Genomic DNA, 21,176 nt, shown 5'->3' with positions numbered 1-21,176 from the left:
AGGGACGGATGCCGAAGCATCCGCCCCTCCGACGATGCGCGTCACACGCGAGACGGTTCGCGTTCCGGTTCGACGACCGGCGAGACCGGTGCGTCGGCGCTGATCGCGACGGCGGTCGTGCGCGAGCGGACACGACGGCTCCGGTCGCCGGTGGAGCGCGCTTTCTGCCGACCGTGCGTGAGGTAGATCGGGAGGCCGACGAACAGGAGACCGCCCACGAGGTTCCCGATGACCGTCGGCAGCTCGTTCCAGACGAGGTAGTCCCACACCGTGAAGTCGGCTCCCATGAGCAGGCCGGACGGGAACAGGAACATGTTGACGATGGAGTGCTCAAACCCCATGTAGAAGAACAGCATGATCGGCAGCCACATCGCGACGATCTTGCCGATCGTGCTGTCTGAGATCATCGCGAGCACCACACCGGTGGAGACCATCCAGTTGCACAGCACGCCCCGGATGAAGAGCGTGAGCATGCCCGCCGCTCCGTGGTCCGCGTACCCGACCGTGCGCCCGTGCCCGATCTCGCTGATGGCCTCACCGACGGCGCTCGGGGCGGTGGAGAATCCGTACGTGAAGTAGACCGCCATGAGGATCGCCACGAGGAAGGCGCCGCCGAAGTTGCCCAGGAAGACGAGGCCCCAGTTGCGCATGAGCGCGCCGAACGTCGCCCCGGGGCGGCGATCGAGCAGCGCGAGCGGACCCAGAGTGAACACGCCGGTGAGCAGGTCGTAGCCGAGCAGGTAGAGCATCACGAACCCGACGGGGAACAGCAGCGCGCCGAGGAGCGGTTGCCCCGTCTGCGTTGACACGGTCACCGCGAATGCGGCGGCGATCGTGAGGAGCGCCGCGCCCATGAAGGAGCGGATGAGCGTATCGCGGGTGGACAACTGCAGTTTGTATGCGCCGGCGTCGACCATGCGAACGGCGAGCTCGGCTGGCTTGATATAGGACACGGGACCTCCACGAGAGGGAACACGGAAACTCAGGTTCTTTCATGGTGCAAGAGCGTCGTTTCCGGCGATCGGGCGGCAGGTTACGACTGTGGCGCGAAGCGCTCACAACCGCCGGGCGCCCGTGTGAGGGCGATGCCGTGACCCGGCCGAGCGGCCCCGGCTCAGCCCGGTAGCTCCATGCGCACGGTTGTGCCGTCGAGGACGAAGGCGACGGCCACAGGGCGCTGAGTGACGTTCTCGGGGAGCGTGAAGACGTGCGTGGTCATCGCCATGTCGGCCGTGCACGGGTTGTTCGAGTACCGGAAATCGACCGTGACCGTGCCGGGGTCGTCAGCCGACACCGAGGCCGCGACGAGGGGGCAGCTCGAGCTGCCGAACGTCACGATCCCGAAGGAATCCTCGCCGTCGACCCATCCCGCGACGGGCTCTGCGGTGATGAGATCGGGTTGCGGCCCGCTCCAGCCGTCGGGAAGGCCGGGCACGACCTCGTCAGCGGCGGACTGATTCATTCCGCAGCCGGTGAGGAGCAGGACGCCGCCGGCCAGAAGTCCCACCAGCACGCGTCTCATGGAACCATCCTGGCGGCGGCGGATCGCAGCGACAAGGCGGACGGGGCGTAGCCGAGCCGATCGTCCCTAGCCCTGCGGCAGCGTCGCGAGCGTGGTGGTCGTTCCGGTGGCGGGGTCCCAGCGCCGCACGCTCGTAGCGCGGCTGTGAACATCGCCACCGATGCAGCCGAGCGCGGTCTCGAGATCGGCGAGGCGCAGCCGGCGGGCGAGGGTGACGTGCGGGGTCCACTCGCCCGGGGCGGTGTGCGGGGCATCCTCTCCCGGACCGATCGCGGTGTGGATCGCCGCGTGAAAACGCTGCAGTTCTGCGGTGGGCAGGATGCTGCGGACGAGCACGCGGCGCTCGCCGGTGCCGAAGAGCACCGGGGCGCCGAGCGTGATCGGGAGCGCAGGGAGGTCCGTGAAGACGCCCGCGTCGAGCGGGGGCAGCTCCGTCCGAGCGGCCAGGGTGATGTGCGGTCGATTGCTCGCCGAGGTGTGTCCGGCGAGGCTCGACAGACCGAGCGCGGCGAGGGCATCCCACTCGGCTCGCACCGCGTCTTCGGCGGCGGCGTCGAGGAGCAGCTCGATCGTCGACGGCGATCGGCGACGCTGGGCCGCCGCCGCGTGAGGGGTCACGACGCGTCGCGAATCGGCATCCGCCTGCGGCATGTCGTGACTCCTCACGGTCGGAAACGGATGCCGCGGCGCTACGCGAGCACCGACAGACGTTGCTCCGCGAGAAGCGGCACCGAGCTCTCGCGCGCCGCACGGCGGGCGGTCGCGACGGCGCCGACCGACACGACCTCGGCGCCGAGCTCGGAGGCGAGCACGAGGGGCGCGGGAAGGTGCAGCTCCGCGGGCAGCAGGCGGCGGGCGACCTCGAGCACGGGTTCGATGCTCTCGGCCACGGCGCCGCACACGATCACGCGGGCCGGGTCGTACATGCTGCCGAGCACGCCGACGATGCGGGCGACGACGGCGCCGACGTGCTCGGTGACGAGCAGGGCATCGGGGTCGCCCGACGCGGCGAGCGTGAGCACGAGGCGCGGGTCGATGCGCTCTTCCGCCACGAGCCGCCCCAACGCCGACGACGGCGCCACGGTGCCCGAGGCGACGGCATCCCGTGCCGCATCCTGCACCGAGTAGGGGAGGCCGACGGCCGAGCCGACGCCCATGATGTGGTCGAACACGACGCCCTCGCCGACGCCGCCGTGGGCGCCGTGCAGCACGTGCCCGTCGACGACCACGCCGCCGCCGTAGCGTTCGCTCGCGATCAGGGCGACGTAGTCGCGGCATCCGATCGCCCCGCCGACCGCGCCCTCGGCGATCGCCGCGAGCTGTGCGTCGTTCTTGACGTGCACGACCGGCGCCCAGCCGCGCAGCGCCTCGGCGAGCCCGGGGTTCGTGCGCTCCCAGAAGCCGTCGGGGTGCGGGGGAGAGATGCCGTTGCGATCGACGGGGGCGGCGACGCCGGCGCAGACGGCCAGCACCTGATCCCGCGTCACTCCGGCCTCGTCGAGAGCGGCGCCCAGGCGTTCGATGATCAGCGCGCGACGATCGGCGGCGGGCTGCGTCTGCGACACCTCGACGCGATGGTGCACGAGATTCCGGTCGAGCAGGTCGGCGACGGTGACGGAGAGGTGCGTGTCGCCCGCGTCGATCCCGACGACGACGCCGAGGTCGGGGGAGAGGGCGAAGCGCCGGGCGGGTCGGCCGGAGCGATAGCTGCCGGCCACGCGGGCGTTCGGCAGTTCGCGCAGCACATCGGCGCCGACGAGCGTGTCGATCGCATCGATGGCCGTGGAGCGGGTCAGCGAGGTCGCGGCCATGACGTCGGTGGCGGTGAACTCGCCCGCACTCCAGGCGAAGTCGAGCACGGCGCCGACGCTGGCACGCCCCGTGCCGAGCCCCGCGGTGATGTCTGCCACGCTCTTGCCTTCCTGTCGTCTGAATGAGAGAGTACCTTCCAGCGGAGTAAATTCGCTCATTAGATTTAGTTATCGGATCTAAAAACCGGAAGGACGACGGTGTCTGGAGAACGAACACGCGCGTTGCGGCTGATCGCCGGGGGCCTCGGCCTCACGCTGATCGGTGCCGCCCTCACGAGCTGCGCAGCCGGCTCGGGAGCGGAGACCATCCGCTTCACCTTCAGCAAGCGCGAAGCGATCGAGTTCATGACCGAACGCGTCGCCGAGTACAACGCCTCGCAGGACGACGTGAAGGTCGAGATCGACACCTCGGGCGTCGACGTCGTCTCGGCCAGCTTCGTGCGCGGCAACCCGCCCGACATCATGCTCGGCAACTACAACTACGAGATCGCTCGGTTCGTGCAGCGCTGCGCGCTCACCGATCTCTCCGGCACCGACGCCGCGGCCACCATCCGCGACGACCTTCAGCCGCTCATGGACCAGTACGGCTCCTGCGAGGGTCGCACGAGCGCCCTGCCGTACTCGGTGATGGCGGCATCCGTCATCTACAACAAGGAGATCTTCGAGGCCCAGGGCCTCGAGGTCCCGACCACCTGGGACGAGCTCATCGCCGTCTGCGATCAGCTCAAGGCCGCGGGCATCGATCCCTTCTACGGCACCTTCAAGGACGACTGGACCGTCGGTCAGGGCTGGTACGACTACACCGCCGGCGGATCGGTCGACGTGATCGACTTCTTCGACGCGCTCGCCGAGGAGGGAACCGAGGTCGGGCCCGACGCCCCGGTCTCGTTCGAGAAGGACTTCGCCGAGCCTATGGATCGCATGATGCAGCTCGCCGAGAACTACACCAATGCGGATGCCGCGAGCAGGGCGTACGGCGACGGCAATCTCGCCTTCGCGAAGGGCGAGGCGGCCATGTACCTGCAGGGGCCGTGGGCGTTCAGCGAGATCGCGAAGACCGCACCCGACCTGCCGCTCGGAACGTTCCCGCTGCCGATGACCGACGACCCGGACGACCTCGAGGTGCGCGTCAACATGGACCTCGCGGCGATGATCCCCGAGGGGTCGCGCCACCAGGAGGCCGCCCGCGACTTCCTCGAGTTCCTGTATCAGCCCGAGAACATCGAGGAGTACAACGCCTCGCAGCTCGGCTTCACCCCGACGACGGATGCCCCGGCCCCCGACGACCCGCGCATCGAGGGGATGATCGAGTACTACGACGAGGGCAAGATCTACCAGGGCCCCTCGGTGCTCGTGCCCAAGACCCTGCCGATCTTCAACTACGCGCAGGCGATGGTGCTGGGCGCCTCGACGCAGAACACGCTGCGCACCATGGACGCGGACTGGGCGCGCATCGCGTTCCGCGCCCCGATCCCGTCGACCCAGGACAACGCCTCGGCAGAGGAGCCGGCATCATGACCATCACTCCGACGATTCCGACCGACACCACGGCGGTCATCACGGGCGGCAAGCGTGGCATCCGTCCTCGCACCCGCCGGGTCGAGCCGATCTACTACCTGTTCCTGCTGCCGACGCTCGTGATCTTCACCCTCGCGATCACGGTGCCGGGCGTGATGGGCATCTTCTTCAGCTTCACCGACTCGATCGGCATCGGCGAGTGGAGCTTCAACGGCTTCACGAACTACATCGCCATGTTCAGCGACCCGGCGATCCTGCAGAGCTACCTCTTCACGTTCGGGTTCTCGATCGCCACGGTCATCGTGGTCAACGTGGTCGCGTTCCTGCTCGCGGTCGGGCTCACCTCCCGCATCCGCTTCAAGACGGGGCTGCGCACGATCTTCGTGATCCCGATGGTGATCTCGGGCATCATCATCGCCTACGTCTTCAACTTCCTGTTCTCGAACTCGATCCCCGCCGCGGGGGCGGCCACCGGCATCCCGTGGCTGCAGACGAGCCTGCTCGCCAACCCCGACCTGGCCTGGGTGGCGATCGTCATCGTCACCGCGTGGCAGGCCGTGCCCGGCACGCTGCTGATCTACATCGCCGGCCTGCTCTCGGTGCCCGGCGAGGTCTACGAGGCGGCGAGCATCGACGGCGCGAGCAAGACGCAGCAGCTCACCCGCATCACGCTCCCGCTCGTCATGGGCTACGTCGTGATCAACGTCATCCTCGGGTTCAAGGGCTTCCTGAACGCCTACGACATCATCGTCGGCCTCACCAACGGCGGCCCCGGAACCTCCACCCGCAGCGTCGCGATGACGATCATCGCGGGCTTCAACGGCGGCGACTACGCCTATCAGATGGCCAACGCGACCATCTTCTTCATCGTCGCCGTGCTCATCTCCCTCCTCCAGCTGTCGCTGACGCGCGGAAGGAACGCACTCTGATGTCGACGCAGACGATCACCACACAGGTCGCGGGCAAGAAGCCCCGCGTGCGCATGGAACGGGTCAACTGGTCGGGCACGATCATCCTGATCCTGTGCGCGGTCACCGTTCTCCTCCCGCTGTACGTCACCGTCTCGATGGCGTTCAAGACCACGGGCCAGGCGGTCGACGGCAACGCGTTCTCGCTGCCGGCGCCGTTCAGCATCGACGGGTTCGTCGAGGCGTGGAACCTCACGAAGTTCCCGGTCGGCGCGGGCATCTCCCTGCTCGTCACGGCGGGCACCGTGATCGCGACCATCGTGCTCGCGGCCTTCGCCTCGTACGCGATCGTGCGCAACTGGGACCGCCGCCTCTTCCGTTACTCGTTCTTCTACCTGCTCGCGGCGATGTTCATCCCGTTCCCGGTCGTCGCCCTGCCGCAGATCCAGCTCACCGGACGCTTCGGGCTCGACAACCCGTTCGGCGTGATCATCCTCGCGACGATGTTCCAGCTGAGCTTCAGCGTGCTGCTGTTCACGGCGTTCCTGCGGTCGATCCCGATCGAGCTCGAGGAGAGCGCCCGCATCGACGGCGCCACCACGTGGCAGACGTTCTGGAAGCTGATCTTCCCGCTGCTCGCCCCCATGAGTGCGACGGTCGGCATCTTCGCCTTCCTCTACGCCTGGAACGACTTCATGATGCCGTCGCTCATCATCTCCGACCCGGCGCTGCAGACGCTGCCGGTGCGGCAGAACCTGTTCCAGACCCAGTTCAGCAACAACTACAACGTGTCGTTCGCCTCGTACCTGATGGCGATGGCCCCGGCGATCCTGGCCTACCTGTTCACGCAGCGCTTCGTCATGGAGGGCGTCACGCAGGGCGCCGTCAAGGGCTGACACGAGAACCACCGCAAGAAACGAAGGAGCACTCCCCGATATGACCGATTCGCTTCTCACCGAGACCCGCGAAGACGACAAGACGGCAGCGTGGTGGCGGCAGGCCGCCGTCTACCAGATCTACCCCCGCAGCTTCGCCGACGCCAACGGCGACGGGCTCGGCGACATCCCCGGCATCCTGTCGCGCGTCGACTACCTGTCGGCGCTCGGCATCGATGCGGTCTGGCTCAGCCCGTTCTACCCGTCCGAGCTCGCCGACGGCGGCTACGACGTCGCCGACTACCGCGACGTCGACCCGCGACTGGGCACCCTCGCCGACTTCGACGCGATGGTCGAGGCGCTGCACGCCCGCGGCATCCACGTCATCGTCGACATCGTGCCGAACCACTCGTCGGATCAGCACGCGTGGTTCCAGGAGGCGCTCGCCGCGGGCCGAGGTTCGGCCGCGCGCGAGCGGTACATCTTCCGCGAGGGCACGGGGCCCGACGGCGCCGAGCCGCCCACCGACTGGGTCTCGGTGTTCGGCGGGTCGGCGTGGGAGCGGGTCGAGGACGGCCAGTGGTACTTCCACAACTTCGCCACCGAGCAGCCCGACTTCAACTGGGATCACCCGGAGGTGCGTGCGGACTTCCTGAAGACCCTGCGCTTCTGGTCGGACCGCGGGGTCGACGGCTTCCGCATCGACGTCGCGCACATGCTCACCAAGGACCTCAGCGAGCCGCTGCCCTCGCGCGCCGAGCTCGACGCGATGGACCGCTCCTCGGGCTCGCACCCGCTGATCGACCGCGACGACGTGCACGAGATCTACGCGGAGTGGCGGCAGGTCTTCAACTCGTACGACCCGCCGCGCACCGCGGTCGCCGAGGCGTGGGTCGATACACCCGAACGCCGCGCCCGTTACGCCTCCGCCGAGGGGCTCGGGCAGGCGTTCAACTTCGACCTGCTCGAGGCCGACTTCGACGCCGCGCAGTTCCGCGAGATCGTCGACGAGAACCTCGCACAGGCCCGGCAGAGCGGGTCGTCGACGACGTGGGTGCTCTCGAATCACGACGTCACCCGCCACGCCACCCGTTACGGCCTCGCACCGCTGCAGGGTCGTGCGGTGAAGCAGGGCACGGAGTGGGTCGCGGCCGGCGGCCCCTCCGAGCTGCTCGATCGCGAGCGCGGTCTGCGTCGCGCGACGGCCGCGTCGCTGCTGCTCTTCGGCCTGCCCGGCAGCGCCTACCTGTACCAGGGCGAGGAACTCGGGTTGCACGAGGTCGCCGAGATCTCGCCCGAGCAGCGACAGGACCCGGCGTTCTTCCGCGGGGCGGAGTTCGACGGACTGGGTCGGGACGGATGCCGCGTGCCGCTGCCGTGGAGCGCCGACGGCGTCTCGTTCGGGTTCGGCGCGGCTGCCGCGCACCTGCCCCAGCCGGAGTGGTTCGCCGATCACGCGGTGGATGCCGAGGCATCCGATCCGGCATCGACGCTGTCGCTGTACCGTGAGGCGCTGCGCCTGCGGCACTCGCTGCAGACGGGCGAGACGCTGGAGTGGGTCGAGACCGGTCGCGCCGACGTGCTGCGCTTCGCGCGTCCGAACGGATGGCAGATCGTCACGAATTTCGGCACCGAGCCGTTCGATCTGGGAGCGGATGCCGCAGACGTCGTGCTCACGAGCATCCCGCTCGAGGGCTCGTCGCTTCCCGGCGAGGCCACGGTCTGGATCGCCCCGGCCGCGCTGCTCGCCTGACACCCGTCCGGCCGCGTCGAGACCCATCACCGCCGTCGAGACCCATCACCCCGCACGTCGCGGGTGGTGGGTCTCGACGCGAGTGATGGGTCTCGACGGTGGGGAGGAGCACGTCTGCGGATGCCGATTTGATAATGGTTCTCATTAGCGTTTAAAGTGAGAGCATGAAGAAGCCCGTGATCGTTCTCGCCCTCGCATCCGTCGCCGCCCTGACGCTGGCCGGATGCTCCACCGCCGCTGCGGGAGAGGGCGCGAGCGACGACGGCACCATCACGGTCGTCGCGAGCACCAACGTCTACGGCGACATCGCCTCGACGATCGGCGGCGACCGTATCGACGTCGAGTCGATCATCACCTCCGCTTCGCAGGACCCGCACTCCTACGAGGCCACCGCCCGCGACCGCCTCACGGTGCAGAAGGCCGACCTCGTGATCGAGAACGGCGGCGGATACGACGCGTTCATCGACACGCTCCTGCAGGACGCGAACGACCCCCACGTCGTCACGGCCGTCGAGTACTCGCACGACTACCCCGGCAACGAGGCTCACGACGACCATGCCGACGAGGACCATGCCGCCGACGACGAAGCGACCGAGGCGCCCGCCGAGGAGGAGCACGACCACGAGCACGCCGAGGGCGAAGAGGGCCACGAGGGTCACGACCACATCGAGGGCTTCAACGAGCACGTGTGGTTCGACCCGCACACGATGATCCACGTCGTCGAGGCGATCTCCGACGAGCTCGCCGAGCTCGACCCCGACGGCGCCGACGAGTTCGCCGCGAACGCGGCGGAGCTCACGGCCGAGCTCGAGGGCTTCGAAGCCGACCTCGCGTCCATCAAGGCGGATGCCTCGGGCATCGACGTCTTCATCACCGAGCCGCTGCCCGGCTACCTCGCCGCGGCCGCCGGACTCACCGATGTCACCCCCGAGGGCTTCGCCGAGTCGGTCGAGGAGGGCACCGATGTCGCCCCCGCCGTTCTGCTGCAGGCACTCGACGTGATCGAGAGCGGCGAGGTCACCGCTCTCCTCACCAACGCGCAGACCGGTGGTTCCGAGACGCAGCGCGTCGAGGATGCCGCGAAGGCCGCGGGCATCCCCGTGATCGCCTTCACGGAGCTGCTGGAGGACGGATCGTCGTACTCTGAGTGGATGAGTGACGCGATCCAGAGCCTCGCCGCCGCGACCCAGTCGTGAGTCGGCGCCCCGTCCTCGAGATCGCGGATGCTTCGCTCCACCGTGGAGACCGCGAACTCTGGTCGGGACTCGATCTGACGGTCCAGCCCGGCGAGTTCATCGCCGTGCTGGGCCCTTCGGGTTCGGGCAAGACCACCCTTCTGCGCAGCATCCTCGGTCTGCAGCCGCTGTCGTCGGGAACCATCCGCGTCGCGGGTGAGCCCGTGCACCGGGGGAACTCGCGCATCGGCTACATCCCGCAGCAGCGCTCGCTCGCGCCCGACACGAGCATGCGGGCCCGCGACCTCGTCGCCCTGGGCGTGCACGGCAGCCGCTTCGGGTTCCCGGTGCCGCACCGCGGCGACCGTGCGAAGGTCGACCGTCTGCTCGAGTCGGTCGGGGCCGCGCACTTCGCGGATCGCCGCGTCGGACTCCTCTCCGGCGGTGAGCAGCAGCGGCTGCGGGTCGGTCAGGCACTCGCCGACGAGCCGGCACTGCTGCTGTGCGACGAGCCGCTCTCGAACCTCGACCTCGCCAACCAGGTCGCCGTGACCGACATCATCGACCGGCAGCGCCGCGAGCGCGAGGCGGCCGTGATGTTCGTCACCCACGACATCAACCCCATCCTCGGCAAGGTCGACCGCATCCTCTACATCGCCGGCGGGCGCTTCCTGCTCGGCACCCCCGACGAGGTGCTGCAGACGCGCGTGCTCACCGACCTCTACGGCACCCCGGTGTTCGTGCTCCGCGCCGGCGACCGGCTGGTGGTCGTGGGCGTTCCGGATGCCGAGCCCCACCACGATCACGGCGACCACGAGCACGCGCACGGAGGAGCAGCATGAGGCCTCTGGTCGACTGGAGCGACGTCTTCTCGTTCCAGGACTACGGCGAGCTCGTGGCCCTGCTCTCGAACTCGATCATCGCGGGGGCCGTGCTCGGCATCGTCGGCGGACTCATCGGCGTCTTCGTGATGCAGCGCGACCTCGCCTTCGCCGTGCACGGGGTGAGCGAGCTGTCGTTCGCGGGCGCCGCTGCCGCGCTGCTGTTCGGTGGCAGCGTCGTGTTCGGGTCGCTCGGCGGAGCCCTCGTCGCGGCGATACTGATCGGCGTCCTCGGCGCGAAGGCCCGGGACCGCAACTCGATCGTGGGCGTCCTCATGCCGTTCGGCCTCGGCCTCGGCATCCTGTTCCTGTCGCTCTACGACGGCCGCAGCGCCAACCGGTTCAGCCTGCTCACCGGGCAGATCGTCTCGGTGTCGAGCCCCGACCTCGGCTGGCTCATGGGCATCAGCCTGGTGGTGCTGCTCGGGCTGCTCATCATGTGGAACCCGCTGCGCTTCGACTCGCTCGACCCCGAGTCGGCGGCCGCCCGCGGTGTGCCCACCCGTGCCGTGAGCCTGCTGTTCATGGTGCTGCTCGGCCTCATCGTCGCCGTCAGCGTGCACATCATCGGTGCGCTGCTCGTGATGGCGCTGCTCGTCACCCCCGCCGCCGCCGCGATGCGCGTGACCGCCGGGCCGGTGGCCGTGCCACTGCTCGCCGCCCTGTTCGGCTTCGTCTCAGCGGTGGGCGGGATCCTGCTCGCCCTGGCCGGCACCCTGCCCGTCAGCCCGTACATCACCACCCTGTCGTTCACGATCTACGTCGTGTGCTGGGTGGTGCAGAAGGCCCGGGCCCGCGTGCGGCGGGTGCGGGTCTGACGTGAGCGACTCCCAGCCCTCGCCGATCCCCGACGCCTAGAATCGTCGGTATGGCTCAGCGGAACACCTGGCAGCGCGAACGCGTGCGCGAAGCACTCGCCGACGCGCGCGGTTTCGTGAGCGCGCAGAACCTGCACGCCTCGCTGCGCGACGACAACACGGGCATCGGCCTGGCCACCGTGTACCGCGCGCTCGCGGGTCTCGCCGCCTCCGGCGATGCCGACTCGCTGCAGAGCCCCGAGGGCGAGGCGCTCTACCGCGCCTGCACCACGCAGGGCCATCATCACCACCTGATCTGCCGCAACTGCGGACTCACGGTCGAGATCGAGGCCAAGGACGTCGAGCAGTGGGCGCACCGCACGGCCGCACTGCACGGATTCACGGATGCCGCGCACGTCGTCGACATCTTCGGACTGTGCGCCCCCTGCACCAACAAACGCGATGCCGAGAGGGCCGCGACCGCGTGACTCTGCTCGCCCCGCAGCGCCACGCGCACGCCCACGGCTCGACGCGGTCGCCGCGCTCGGCGTGGATCGGCCTGATCCTGGGCGCCGTCATCATCGCGGCGCTGTTCCTGGTCGACGCGTTCCTGCCTCAGCTGTTCCCGGCCTCGCTGCCCACCCGCGCGCAGGACGGACTGACCCTCGCGCTCAGTGTGCTGATCGAAGCCCTGCCGTTCGTGATCCTCGGCGTGCTGCTGTCGATCGTCGTGCAGGTGTGGCTGCCGGCCGACGTCATCCACCGCTGGCTGCCGAAGCGCGCGTGGGCCCGCCGAGCGGTGCTGTCGCTGCTGGGCATGCTGATCCCGGTCTGCGAGTGCGGCAACGTGCCCTTCGCCCGCGGACTCATGATGCGCGGGCTCGCGCCGGCCGAGGCGATGACCTTCCTCATCGCGGCGCCGATCGTCAACCCGATCGTGATCCTCACCACGCACGCGGCGTTCGGGTGGGACGGCGGCATCCTCGTCGCCCGTCTCGTCGGCGGCTACCTGATCGCGAACCTCATCGGCTGGATCTACAGCCGCCACCCCTCGCCCGACGCGATGCTCACGCAGCGCTTCATCGACACGTGCGACCGCGTCACCCACGAGCACGGCACCCCGGTCAAGCGCAGCCTGACGCAGTTCCTCATCGAGCTGCGCGCGGTGATGCCCGCACTCGTGATCGGCTCGGCCCTCGCCGGAGCCGTGCAGGTGCTCATCCCGCGCGACATGCTGCTCGCGATCGGCGCGAACCCGGTGCTGTCGATCGTCGCCATGATGGCGCTCGCGATGACGGTCGCGATCTGCTCGAACGTCGACGCGTTCTTCGCGCTGTCGTTCGCCTCGACGTTCTCGTCGGGAGCCCTCGTCGCCTTCCTGCTCGTCGGCCCGCTCGTCGACGTGAAGATGCTCGCACTCATGCGCACGACCTTCACGGCGCGCACGCTGCTCGGCATCGTCGGCGTCGTGGTCGCCTCGGCCTTCGCGATCGGGATCGGGGTGAACGTCCTTGTCTGAGAACACGACCGCTGAGAACACGACCGCTGAGCACACGCACGCCCCCTCGCGCTCTCGTCTGCGCGCCCTCGGCACGCGGTGGCTGGGCATCGGGCTCGCGACCTTCGTGTCGATCGTCACGCTCGGCCTCGGTTTCACGGGCCGCCTCACCCTCTACATCAGCCCCGAGTCGGTGTGGTTCGCGTGCGCCGCGGCGGTCGTGACCCTTCTGGGTGCGATCTGGTCGTGCACCCTGCCGCTGGGCGAAGAGGCCGATCACGGTCACGATCACGGCACCGCGCACGACGACTCGGATGCCGCTCCCACCCCGCGCCGCGCCCTCGCCGCCGCCGGAGCGGTGACCGGTGGCATCCTCGCGACGGGCGTCGTCGCGGCGGCCCTCGTGTTGCCGCCGGCGTCGCTCTCGGTCGAACTCGCGATGTCGCGCGTCGGCGAGCAGACGGCGCTCTTCGCCGGCTCCGACGACGTCACGCTCGGCATCGCCGACACCTCCACCTTCGGGGTGGGGGACTGGGCCAGCGTCTTCGCGACGGCGACGAACACGGCGGCCTACGACGGGGCATCCGTCTCGCTGGTCGGGTTCGTCACCCCCGACGCGGTGAAGGACGGCGAGGTCAACCTCACGCGCATGGTCATCACGCACTGCGTGATCGACGCGCAGCCGGCGACGCTGCCGGTCGACGTCGACGCGAGCGCGTACGACACCGGACAGTGGGTCGAGGTCACGGGAACGGTGAAGACGGATGCCGACGGCAAGCTGAGCATCGTCCCCACCGAGGTCGTCGCGATCGACGAGCCGGGAGACCCGTATGAGTACTGACGACGAGCGGCCCGAAGGCCCCGCCGTCCCGCGCACGCGCGCCGAGATGCGCGCCGCCCGCGAGGCCGCCGCGGCGGCGGAGGCGGCCGAGGAGGAGTCTCGGGGCGGGGCCCTTCGACAAGCTCAGGACCCCGGGGCTGCGGATGCCCCGGAGTCAGACACCCCGAAACCCCGTTCCGCTGACGCCCCGAAACCCCGTTCCGCTGACGCCCCGGAAACCTGGGTTGCTGAGCCTGTCGAAGCATCCCCGCTCGTCGAGGAGCCTCGGGGCGGGGCCCTTCGACAAGCTCAGGGACCCAGTTTCGCGGAGCCTGTGAAACCCGTGGCTCAGGAACCCGGGTCCGTCGAGGCCACCCCGAAGCGTTCGCGCCGGTTCGGGATCGCGCTCGCCGCGGTGCTCGGCATCCTGGTGCTCGTGGGCGCCGGCCTCGGCGTCGTGAGCCTCACGCAGGGTCCGCGCATCACCGAGGTGCAGGTCGATCCGGCGCACGCGATCGACGCCTCGGGCAGCCGTCTCATCCTCACGGCCAACCAGTCGCTCGCGGCGATCGACCCCGCGCAGGTGACGGTCGAACCGTCGGTGCCGTTCACGGTGGATGCCGCGGGCCGGGGCATCGGCATCCGCTTCACCGTTCCGCTCGACGACGAGACGGAGTACACCGTCACGGTCGCCGACGCGACCGGCGCATCGGGTGGGCCGAAGAACGACCTGACGACGACGTTCACCACGCCGCCCTCGAGCATCTTCCTGCTCAACCGCAGCGACAAGGAAGACAAGATCTTCCAGACCGACCTCACCGGCGAGAACGGCGTGCCGGTGTTCGCCGCCGACAAGATCAACGACTTTCGCGCGACCTCGTCGCAGTTGGTCGTGACGGTCGAGGAGGACGACGGCTCGCACATCCTCGTGATGGACCACGACGGCGGCAACCAGCGCGAGCTGCCCCTGCCCGGCGAGGGCTACGTCGGATCGATCCAGGTGTCGGAGCGCGGGGGACTCGTCGGCTACAGCTACTCCGACCGCGAGCTCAGCGACACCGAGGGCCGCGCGAGCGTGCTCGTGACCCAGTCGCTGAACGACAAGGACTCCGAGCCGCAGGTCATCGAGGTCGGCGACACCGAGGCCAGCATCTTCGCGTGGCAGTTCGTGCCCGACAGCGCCGCGGTGCTGTTCATCGACTTCGACGGCGCGCTGTCGCTCGTCGACCGCTCGAGCGATGCCGGCGTGCAGTCGCTCGGTCTGGCCGCGAACATCCAGGGCATCAGCCGCGGCACGTACACCGCGATCGTCGAGCGCCTCGACGGCACGGTCGTCGAGCTCAATCTGGCCGACGGATCGGAGCAGCCGCTCGCCGCCTCGAACCCCGACTACGGCATCGCCTCGACCATCACTCCGTTCCCCGGCGGCACGCTCCGGCACGTCGTGCAGCGCAACGAGCTCGGCATCCCGACCGGCCAGGCGGTCGTGAAGGTCGACGACGACGGCACGGCGAGCCCGCTGATCGAGGTTCCCTCGACGGATTCGATCCTGCAGGCCTGCGCCTCGCCCAGTGGCCAATACGCCGCGGTGGTGATCGCCCCGAACATGACCGACAACCCCTACGACGAGATGCTGCTCCCGCTGCCGAAGACGATGGAGACGCACCTGATCGACCTGCGCACGGGTGACGCCATGCCGGTGCTCACCGGCTTCGACGCCTCGTGGTGCCAGACGGCCCCGCGCTTCTGACATGGTCGGCGCTCTGCACCGGGCGACCCGCGACGAGCTGAGCGGTCTGCCGGTCGACGTCGCCCCGCGACTGCTGGGCGCCGAGCTGCGCACGGTCGTCGCGGTGCCCGGTGAGCCGGCCGTCGAGGTGCGGATGCGCCTCACCGAGGTCGAGGCCTACCACGGGCAGGGCACGGGGGAGTTCGCCGATCCCGGCTCCCACGCCCGCATGGGGCGCACCGCCCGCAACGCCACGATGTGGGGCGAGCCCGGGCATCTCTACGTGTATCTGAGTCACGGCATCCACTCGTGCGTCAACGTCGTGTGCGGACCGGAGGGCGTCGCCGGCGGTGTGCTGCTGCGCGCCGGGGAGGTCGACGGGGGAGTGGATGCCGCAGCGAGCCGCCGCGGCATCGACGCGTCGCTGACGCCCCGGGTGCTGCGGGATCTCGCGCGCGGGCCCGGGCGGTTCGGGCAGGCGGTGGGGCTGAAGCATCCGCTCCACGACGGCATCGACGCGGTCACGGGCGCCGAGTGGCACGGAGCGCGCGCCGAGCTGTGGCTGAGCGACGAGCCGGTCGAGGTGGCGTCGGGCCCGCGGGTGGGCGTCGCCGGGATCGCCGGGACGGATGCCTTCCCCTGGCGCTTCTGGATCGCCGGCGACCCGACGGTCTCGCCGTTCCGCTGGGGCCGCGGCGCCGAGGACGCGGCGCGTGGTGGGGCCCTTCGACAGGCTCAGGGACCCAGTTCCTGACGGCCGTTGCACCACTGGGGCGCTGAGCTCGTCGAAGCGTCCCTCCCCGGACGGGCGCCGCACCACTGGGTCGCTGAGCCTGTCGAAGCGTCCCGCCCCGAGACGCCTCACCCGTCAGGCGGAGTCGCGCCAGACGACCGGGGTGTCGAGCATGATGCCGGTGCGGGCGGCGGGTTCGTCGTCGCGCAGCTGTGCGAGCACGGATGCCGCGGCCGCCGCCCCGAGTCCTTCGGCGGGCTGGTCGACCGTCGAGAGCAGGGGAGTGGTGCGCATCGCCCAGGTGCTGTTGTCGAAGCCGACGATGCCGACGTCTTCGGGCACGCGGCGACCGGCCTCGCGCAGCGCCCAGATCGCGCCGGCGGCGACGGCATCCGATGCGGCGAACACGCCGTCGATGTCGGGCGCGCGCTCGAGCAGGCGGGTCATGGCCGCGGCACCGTCGGCGTAGGAGTACAGCGGCACGGGTTCGACGAGTGCGGGGTCGAAGTCGGCGCCGAGGGCCTCGGTGAACCCGGCGAGGCGATCGGCACCCGAGTCGCGATCCAGCGCCGCGGCGATCATGCCGATGCGGCGGCGTCCGGTCGCGTGCAGCCGAGACGTGATCGCGCGGGCGGCTCCGTGGTTGTCGACGCCGACCCAGGCCGCATCGACGTCGGGCGGGTGCCCGACGTAGGCGACGGGCAGGTCGAGGCGCATGACGGCCTTCGTGATGGGGTCCTGCGCGCGGGCGGAGACGATCACCGCGCCGTCGACGAAGCCGCCGTTCAGGTACCGGGCGACGCGTTCGGTGTCGCGGTCGGAGTCGACCACGAGGCACACCATCTGGTAGTCGGCCTCGGAGAGCGTCTCGTTGGTGCCGAGCATGATCGCCCCGATGTTGGGGTCTTCGAGGAACAGCGCGTGCGGCTCGTGCACGATGAACGCGATGGCCTGCGTGCGCTGACGCACGAGGTTGCGCGCGGCGGTGTTGGGCACGTAGCCGACCTCGCGGATGGCCTCTTCGATCGCGGTGCGGGAGGAGTCCGAGACGTAGCCGCCGTTGAGCACGCGGCTGACGGTTCCGCGCGAGACGCCGGCGACGCGCGCGACGTCGTGCACGGTGCTGCGGCGGCGCGTCGAGGAGCTCATGATGCTCAGCCTAGCGACTGGACTTGACGTCGAGCCGGCGGACATGTGACGATGTGTGCACGTTCACAGAAAATCATCCCGATCTTTTCGTGAGTCGAACTGTGCACGTGCACACATCTCTTCCGCAAAGGAGCGAAACCGAATGCCCGCCGCCGCGCCCACCCTCATCTCCTCTCTGTCCGAGGGGGAGGGTCTCGTCTTCGGATGCGACTACAACCCGGAGCAGTGGGACCGCAGCGTCTGGCCCGAAGACATCCGCCTCATGCGCGAAGCGGGCGTCGGACTCGTGGCGATCAACATCTTCGGATGGTCGACGATCAACCCGGGCGAGGGCCGCTGGGACTTCTCCGGCCTCGACGAGATCATCGCGCAGCTGCACGCCGCCGGCATTCGCGTCGACCTCGGCACCGGCACGGCCTCCCCGCCCCCGTGGCTCACGACCACGCACCCCGAGATCCTGCCCGAGGGCATCGACGGCACCGTCTTCCACCAGGGTGGCCGTCAGGCCTACTGCCCGAGCAGCCCCGTCTTCCGCGCCTACGCGGCCGAGGTCACGCGCCGCGTCGTCGAGCGGTACGGCTCGCACCCCGCCGTCACCCTCTGGCACGTCTCGAACGAGCTCGGATGCCACAACGCCCTCTGCTACTGCGAGACCAGCACCGGCGCCTTCCGCACCTGGCTGCGCGACCGCTACGCCGATGACATCGCCGCGCTGAACACCGCCTGGGGCACCAGCTTCTGGAGCCAGCGCTACGGCTCGTTCGACGAGGTGCAGGTTCCCGCGCAGGTGCTCTCGCTGCGCAACCCGGGCCAGGTGCTCGACTTCCAGCGCTTCAGCTCCGACGAGCAGCTCGCGCTCTACCGCGCCGAGGCCGAGATCATCCGCGCGCACAGCGACACCCCCGTGACGACGAACTTCATGGTCACCGCGCACATCCGCGCCCTCGACTACTGGTCGTGGACCGCCGACATGGACCTCGTCGCCAACGACCACTATCTCGACCGTCGGATCGCGAACCCGCGCCAGGAGCTCTCGTTCGCCGCCGACCTCACCCGCGGCCTCGCCGAAGGCGACCCCTGGCTGCTCATGGAGACCTCGACCAGCGCCGTCAACTGGCAGCCCGTCAACCTCGCCAAGGCCCCGGGCGAGCTCACCCGCAACGTCGCCTCGCACGTCGCCCGCGGCGCCGACGGCATCTGCTTCTTCCAGTGGCGCGCGTCGACCCAGGGCGCTGAGAAGTACCACTCTGCGCTGCTGCCGCACGCCGGCACCGACAGCGACCTGTGGCGCGGAACCGTCGAACTGGGCCGCATGCTCGAGAGCCTCGGCGAGGTCGCCGGCACCCGCGTCGTCGCCGACGCCGCGGTGCTGTTCTCGTGGGAGAACTGGTGGGCCGTCGAGAACGAGGGGCGCCCGAGCGAAGAGGTGCGCTACCTCGACCAGGTGCACGCCGCGCACACCGCCCTGGCGGATGCCGGGATCGTCGCCGACGTCGTGCGCCCCGGCACCGACCTCGACGCCTACCGCCTGATCGTGGTGCCGGCCCTGCACCTCGTGCGCGACGAGGAGGCGGCCGTCATCGCCCGCGCCGTCGAGCGCGGAGCGACCGTGCTCGTCACCTTCTACAGCGGCATCGTCGACGCCGAGGATCGCGTGCGCACGGGCGGCTACCCCGGCGCGTTCCGCGAGCTGCTCGGCATCCGCTCCGAGGAGTTCGCGCCGCTCGTGCCGGGGCAGAGCGTCGCGCTGAGCGACGGCTCGACGGCATCCGTCTGGAGCGAGCGGCTGCGCACGACGGATGCCGAGGCCATCGCCTCCTTCGTCGATGGGCCCTCCGCCGGTCACCCCGCGATCACGCGCCGGGCGCAGGGCGCGGGCGAGGCCTGGTACCTCGCGACGCAGCCGTCGCCCGAGGCGTACCGCGCGCTCGTCGCGCGGCTCGCCGACGCGGCGGGCATCGCCGCGGCACCCGGAGCCGGACCCGACGTCGACGTGGTGCGCCGCGTCGGAGCGGATGCCGCCTACCGCTTCATCATCAACCACGGCGCAGACCCCATCGAGGTCGCAGCGACCGGCACCGAGCTCCTCACCGGCTCCGCCGCCACCGGCATCATCACCGTCCCCGCCGGGGCGGTCCGCATCATCAAGGAGGATGTATGACCACCACGCTCACAGCGCCGGCGAAGACCGGCGCGGCGCCGGGTCGGCGTCGATCCCGCATCCCGCACAAGGGCGCGATCGCCTTCCTGTTCCTGCCGTTCGGCGTGCTGTTCGCGCTGTTCTACGTCGCCCCCATCGCCTACGCGTTCTGGCAGTCGCTGCTGGTCGTGCGCCGCGAGGGCACCTTCGGCAAGGCCGAGCTCGTCTTCGGCGGCTTCGCCCAGTACGTGCAGGTCTTCCAGGACTCGGCCTTCTGGAACTCGATGGGGCGGATGCTGCTCTTCGGCGTCGTGCAGGTGCCGATCATGCTCGGCCTCGCGCTGCTGTTCGCGCTGCTGCTCGACTCGCCGCTGGTCAAGGGCAAGCGCTTCTTCCGGCTCGCGTTCTTCGTGCCCTACGCGGTTCCCGGCGTGATCGCCGCGATCATGTGGGGTTCGCTGTTCTCGCCCAACCTGTCGCCCTTCACCGCGATCACCAAGAACATCGACTTCCTCGGCGCCGATCTGGTGCTCTGGTCGATCGCCAACGTCGTCACCTGGGTCTACGTCGGCTACAACATGCTCATCATCTACTCGTCGCTGCTGTCGATCCCGACCGAGCTGTACGAAGCAGCCCGCCTCGACGGCGCCGGGCAGTGGCGCATCGCCTGGTCGATCAAGATCCCGCTCGTGCGACCGGCGATCGTGATGACCGCGATCTTCTCGATCATCGGCACGCTGCAGCTGCTCGCCGAGCCGCAGGTCTTCCGCTCGTTCAGCTCGGCGGTCACCAGCACGTTCACTCCGAACATGACCGTGTTCGCGACGGCATCCATCCCGAACACGAACCTCGCGGCGGCCTTCTCGGTCGTGCTCGCGGTGACGACCTTCGTGCTCTCGTTCGGATTCATGAAGTACATGCAGCGCAAGGAGCAGAACGCATGACCACCGCGACGATCATCGGGGCGCGCCGCTCGACCGGACGCGCCGCACGCGAATCGGGCATCTCGCGCGGTGCCGCGATGCTCATCATGGCCGTGTTCACCGTGTACTTCCTGCTGCCGCTGTGGTGGCTGCTGGTCGCGGCGAGCAAGGACAACAGCGACATCCTCACGACGGCCCCGCTGTGGTTCGCCGACGTGAAGTTCTTCGACAACATCGTCGACCTGTTCGCCTACCGCGACGGTGTCTACCTGAAGTGGATGCTGAACTCGGTGCTGTACGCCGCGCTCGGCGGCGCGATCGCCACGCTCCTCGCGGCGATGGCCGGGTACGCGCTGGCGAAGTACCGCTTCCCGGGGCGCAACGCGCTCTTCGACATCGTGCTCGGCGGTGTGCTCGTCCCCGCGACCGCGCTCGCCCTGCCGCTGTTCCTCATCTTCAGCCAGGCGAACCTCACGAACACCTTCTGGTCGGTCTTCCTGCCCTCGATCGTGAGCCCCTTCGGCGTGTACCTCGCGCGCATTTTCGCGGCGTCGTCGGTGCCGGACGAGCTCCTCGAGGCGAGCCGTCTCGACGGTGCGGGGGAGATCCGCACGTTCTTCACCGTCAGCATCCGCCTGATGACCCCGGCGCTGGTGACGATGTTCCTCTTCCAGTTCGTCGCGATCTGGAACAACTTCTTCCTGCCGATGATCATGCTGCGCAGCGAAGAGCTCTTCCCCGTCGTCTACGGCCTCTACAACTGGAACAACCAGTTGAACCAGCTCCCCGAGCTGCGCGGCCTCGTGCTGATCGGCGCCCTGCTGTCGGTCATCCCCCTCATCGTCACGTTCCTCCTGCTCCAGCGCTTCTGGCGCAACGGTCTGGGCGCCGGCGCCCTGAAGTGAGCAGGTTGCCGGGCGGATGGCCCGTCCGGCGATGCACCA

20 protein-coding genes are annotated in these 21,176 nt (G+C 69.5%); 15 read left to right on the top strand and 5 right to left on the bottom strand.

Annotated elements, in window-relative coordinates; all coding sequences use genetic code 11:
• Window positions 1-41: 41 nt before the first annotated feature.
• From ACZ5Y9_RS00775 to ACZ5Y9_RS00760, 4 genes are all read right to left on the bottom strand, one after another.
• Window positions 42-953 carry a formate/nitrite transporter family protein gene (locus ACZ5Y9_RS00775; protein WP_464471991.1) on the bottom strand — a complete coding sequence of 304 codons (912 nt, stop codon included), beginning with the start codon at window positions 951-953 and terminating at the stop codon, window positions 42-44.
• Between the two features lie 161 nt (window positions 954-1,114).
• The gene (locus ACZ5Y9_RS00770) at window positions 1,115-1,522 is read right to left on the bottom strand and encodes a hypothetical protein (RefSeq protein ID WP_464471990.1); all 408 of its coding nucleotides are present in this window, start codon (window positions 1,520-1,522) and stop codon (window positions 1,115-1,117) included.
• A gap of 66 nt (window positions 1,523-1,588) precedes the next feature.
• On the bottom strand, window positions 1,589-2,173 hold the full coding sequence (locus ACZ5Y9_RS00765) for a 2'-5' RNA ligase family protein (RefSeq protein WP_464471989.1): 585 nt from the start codon (window positions 2,171-2,173) through the stop codon (window positions 1,589-1,591).
• A gap of 38 nt (window positions 2,174-2,211) precedes the next feature.
• Window positions 2,212-3,432 carry an ROK family protein gene (locus ACZ5Y9_RS00760; RefSeq protein ID WP_464471988.1) on the bottom strand — a complete coding sequence of 407 codons (1,221 nt, stop codon included), beginning with the start codon at window positions 3,430-3,432 and terminating at the stop codon, window positions 2,212-2,214.
• Window positions 3,433-3,531: 99 nt separating this feature from the next.
• Between ACZ5Y9_RS00760 and ACZ5Y9_RS00755 the strand changes: the two genes are divergently transcribed.
• The 12 genes from ACZ5Y9_RS00755 to ACZ5Y9_RS00700 all read left to right on the top strand — a co-directional run bounded on the left by ACZ5Y9_RS00755 (window position 3,532) and on the right by ACZ5Y9_RS00700 (window position 16,041).
• Entirely contained in the window at window positions 3,532-4,851 is a 1,320-nt protein-coding gene (locus ACZ5Y9_RS00755; protein ID WP_464471987.1) for an ABC transporter substrate-binding protein, read from the top strand.
• Entirely contained in the window at window positions 4,848-5,780 is a 933-nt protein-coding gene (locus tag ACZ5Y9_RS00750; protein WP_247624207.1) for a carbohydrate ABC transporter permease, read from the top strand. The genes ACZ5Y9_RS00755 and ACZ5Y9_RS00750 overlap by 4 nt, the downstream gene beginning before the upstream one ends.
• Window positions 5,780-6,655, top strand: coding sequence for a carbohydrate ABC transporter permease (locus tag ACZ5Y9_RS00745; protein WP_247624208.1), 876 nt, complete (start codon window positions 5,780-5,782; stop codon window positions 6,653-6,655). The genes ACZ5Y9_RS00750 and ACZ5Y9_RS00745 overlap by 1 nt, the downstream gene beginning before the upstream one ends.
• Window positions 6,656-6,695: 40 nt before the next feature.
• Window positions 6,696-8,387, top strand: a complete 1,692-nt coding sequence (locus tag ACZ5Y9_RS00740) for a glycoside hydrolase family 13 protein (RefSeq protein WP_464471986.1) — start codon at window positions 6,696-6,698, stop codon at window positions 8,385-8,387.
• Window positions 8,388-8,551: 164 nt separating this feature from the next.
• Window positions 8,552-9,583: a metal ABC transporter substrate-binding protein gene (locus ACZ5Y9_RS00735; protein ID WP_464471985.1), complete on the top strand. Its 1,032-nt coding sequence runs from the start codon at window positions 8,552-8,554 to the stop codon at window positions 9,581-9,583.
• A complete protein-coding gene (locus tag ACZ5Y9_RS00730) occupies window positions 9,580-10,404 on the top strand; it encodes a metal ABC transporter ATP-binding protein (RefSeq protein ID WP_247624211.1) in 825 nt (274 codons plus the stop codon). The genes ACZ5Y9_RS00735 and ACZ5Y9_RS00730 overlap by 4 nt, the downstream gene beginning before the upstream one ends.
• A complete protein-coding gene (locus tag ACZ5Y9_RS00725) occupies window positions 10,401-11,261 on the top strand; it encodes a metal ABC transporter permease (RefSeq protein ID WP_247633555.1) in 861 nt (286 codons plus the stop codon). The genes ACZ5Y9_RS00730 and ACZ5Y9_RS00725 overlap by 4 nt, the downstream gene beginning before the upstream one ends.
• 50 nt (window positions 11,262-11,311) lie before the next feature.
• Complete coding sequence (locus ACZ5Y9_RS00720; RefSeq protein WP_247624213.1) at window positions 11,312-11,728, top strand: Fur family transcriptional regulator; 417 nt, start codon at window positions 11,312-11,314, stop codon at window positions 11,726-11,728.
• A gap of 65 nt (window positions 11,729-11,793) precedes the next feature.
• Window positions 11,794-12,759: a permease gene (locus tag ACZ5Y9_RS00715; protein WP_247624757.1), complete on the top strand. Its 966-nt coding sequence runs from the start codon at window positions 11,794-11,796 to the stop codon at window positions 12,757-12,759.
• Entirely contained in the window at window positions 12,752-13,579 is an 828-nt protein-coding gene (locus ACZ5Y9_RS00710; protein WP_247624214.1) for a TIGR03943 family putative permease subunit, read from the top strand. Before ACZ5Y9_RS00715 ends, ACZ5Y9_RS00710 begins: the two co-directional genes overlap by 8 nt.
• A 322-nt stretch (window positions 13,580-13,901) precedes the next feature.
• The gene (locus ACZ5Y9_RS00705; protein WP_247624215.1) at window positions 13,902-15,308 is read left to right on the top strand and encodes a hypothetical protein; all 1,407 of its coding nucleotides are present in this window, start codon (window positions 13,902-13,904) and stop codon (window positions 15,306-15,308) included.
• A gap of 1 nt (window position 15,309) precedes the next feature.
• The gene (locus ACZ5Y9_RS00700; protein ID WP_464471984.1) at window positions 15,310-16,041 is read left to right on the top strand and encodes a DNA-3-methyladenine glycosylase; all 732 of its coding nucleotides are present in this window, start codon (window positions 15,310-15,312) and stop codon (window positions 16,039-16,041) included.
• A 114-nt stretch (window positions 16,042-16,155) separates the two neighbouring features.
• Here ACZ5Y9_RS00700 and ACZ5Y9_RS00695 read toward each other — a convergent pair whose 3' ends face one another.
• A complete protein-coding gene (locus ACZ5Y9_RS00695) occupies window positions 16,156-17,169 on the bottom strand; it encodes a LacI family DNA-binding transcriptional regulator (RefSeq protein ID WP_247624217.1) in 1,014 nt (337 codons plus the stop codon).
• 142 nt (window positions 17,170-17,311) lie between these two features.
• Here ACZ5Y9_RS00695 and ACZ5Y9_RS00690 point away from each other — a divergent pair, with 142 nt between their 5' ends.
• From ACZ5Y9_RS00690 to ACZ5Y9_RS00680, 3 genes are read left to right on the top strand one after another with little or no spacing between them, the layout of a single operon-like run.
• Window positions 17,312-19,330, top strand: coding sequence for a beta-galactosidase (locus ACZ5Y9_RS00690; RefSeq protein WP_464471983.1), 2,019 nt, complete (start codon window positions 17,312-17,314; stop codon window positions 19,328-19,330).
• The gene (locus ACZ5Y9_RS00685; protein ID WP_247624219.1) at window positions 19,327-20,253 is read left to right on the top strand and encodes a carbohydrate ABC transporter permease; all 927 of its coding nucleotides are present in this window, start codon (window positions 19,327-19,329) and stop codon (window positions 20,251-20,253) included. Before ACZ5Y9_RS00690 ends, ACZ5Y9_RS00685 begins: the two co-directional genes overlap by 4 nt.
• Window positions 20,250-21,137 (top strand): carbohydrate ABC transporter permease, encoded by an 888-nt coding sequence (locus tag ACZ5Y9_RS00680; RefSeq protein ID WP_247957143.1) that lies wholly within the window; start codon window positions 20,250-20,252, stop codon window positions 21,135-21,137. Before ACZ5Y9_RS00685 ends, ACZ5Y9_RS00680 begins: the two co-directional genes overlap by 4 nt.
• The last annotated feature ends 39 nt before the right edge of the window (window positions 21,138-21,176 follow it).

This window comes from Microbacterium sp. T3-8 (assembly GCF_055398145.1).
This window is presented reverse-complemented; position numbering and strand designations above follow the sequence as displayed.

Excerpts from the sequence above, each read along its gene's own strand:
- ACZ5Y9_RS00770 (WP_464471990.1), bottom strand. The coding sequence starts at position 1,522 with ATGAGACGCGTGCTGGTGGGACTTCTGGCCGGCGGCGTCCTGCTCCTC.
- ACZ5Y9_RS00765 (WP_464471989.1), bottom strand. The coding sequence starts at position 2,173 with ATGCCGCAGGCGGATGCCGATTCGCGACGCGTCGTGACCCCTCACGCG.
- ACZ5Y9_RS00750 (WP_247624207.1), top strand. The coding sequence starts at position 4,848 with ATGACCATCACTCCGACGATTCCGACCGACACCACGGCGGTCATCACG.
- ACZ5Y9_RS00745 (WP_247624208.1), top strand. The coding sequence starts at position 5,780 with ATGTCGACGCAGACGATCACCACACAGGTCGCGGGCAAGAAGCCCCGC.
- ACZ5Y9_RS00740 (WP_464471986.1), top strand. The coding sequence starts at position 6,696 with ATGACCGATTCGCTTCTCACCGAGACCCGCGAAGACGACAAGACGGCA.
- ACZ5Y9_RS00735 (WP_464471985.1), top strand. The coding sequence starts at position 8,552 with ATGAAGAAGCCCGTGATCGTTCTCGCCCTCGCATCCGTCGCCGCCCTG.
- ACZ5Y9_RS00725 (WP_247633555.1), top strand. The coding sequence starts at position 10,401 with ATGAGGCCTCTGGTCGACTGGAGCGACGTCTTCTCGTTCCAGGACTAC.
- ACZ5Y9_RS00720 (WP_247624213.1), top strand. The coding sequence starts at position 11,312 with ATGGCTCAGCGGAACACCTGGCAGCGCGAACGCGTGCGCGAAGCACTC.
- ACZ5Y9_RS00700 (WP_464471984.1), top strand. The coding sequence starts at position 15,310 with ATGGTCGGCGCTCTGCACCGGGCGACCCGCGACGAGCTGAGCGGTCTG.
- ACZ5Y9_RS00695 (WP_247624217.1), bottom strand. The coding sequence starts at position 17,169 with ATGAGCTCCTCGACGCGCCGCCGCAGCACCGTGCACGACGTCGCGCGC.
- ACZ5Y9_RS00690 (WP_464471983.1), top strand. The coding sequence starts at position 17,312 with ATGCCCGCCGCCGCGCCCACCCTCATCTCCTCTCTGTCCGAGGGGGAG.
- ACZ5Y9_RS00685 (WP_247624219.1), top strand. The coding sequence starts at position 19,327 with ATGACCACCACGCTCACAGCGCCGGCGAAGACCGGCGCGGCGCCGGGT.
- ACZ5Y9_RS00680 (WP_247957143.1), top strand. The coding sequence starts at position 20,250 with ATGACCACCGCGACGATCATCGGGGCGCGCCGCTCGACCGGACGCGCC.